The following is a 467-nucleotide window of genomic DNA, read 5'->3' on the forward strand; positions in this document are numbered from 1 at the left end:
ACTTCATCAAACTGCACGCCCTGTGAGGTGAAGATCTGCATCATCAGGTTGTGCGGGCCATCGAAATCCGCCTGCGGGAAACTTTGTGTTCCCAGACCATCCTGATTAGTGATCATCACCAGCTTGTAGCCCGCTTTTTGCAGCTTCAGCAGTTCCGGGATCACGCCCGGTTCAAAGGCGAGTTTGTCAAAACGGTCCAACTGAAACTCACTCGGCGGTTCGCTAATCAGGGTTCCATCGCGATCGATAAAAAGATACTTCTGACTCATCAAACTTGCTCCGCACGTAAGGCGTCAATGACGCGCTGGCTTTCTTCACGGGTTCCGACGGTAATTCGCAGGCAGCCGCTTAAAGAGAGTTGTTTATTCTGATCACGTAAGATAATGCCCTGATCCCACAAAGATTTAAACACTGCACTGGAGGCTTTAAAGCGCGCCAGAATGTAGTTGGTTTCAGAGTCAAAAACC

General features: G+C 49.7%; 2 protein-coding genes. Both read right to left on the bottom strand.

What is annotated here, in order from left to right:
* Positions 1–269, bottom strand: a 269-nt coding sequence (gene hisB, locus K0039_RS25210) for a histidinol-phosphatase (RefSeq protein WP_228106870.1), incomplete at its 3' end; no start/stop codon positions are given.
* The coding region (locus K0039_RS25215) for an aminotransferase class I/II-fold pyridoxal phosphate-dependent enzyme (protein WP_228106871.1) at positions 269–467 on the bottom strand (199 nt) is incomplete at its 5' end. The genes K0039_RS25215 and hisB, both read right to left, overlap by 1 nt.

Origin of the sequence: Terrisporobacter mayombei, assembly GCF_020748465.1 — a bacterium.
GTDB lineage: Bacteria > Bacillota > Clostridia > Peptostreptococcales > Peptostreptococcaceae > Terrisporobacter > Terrisporobacter mayombei.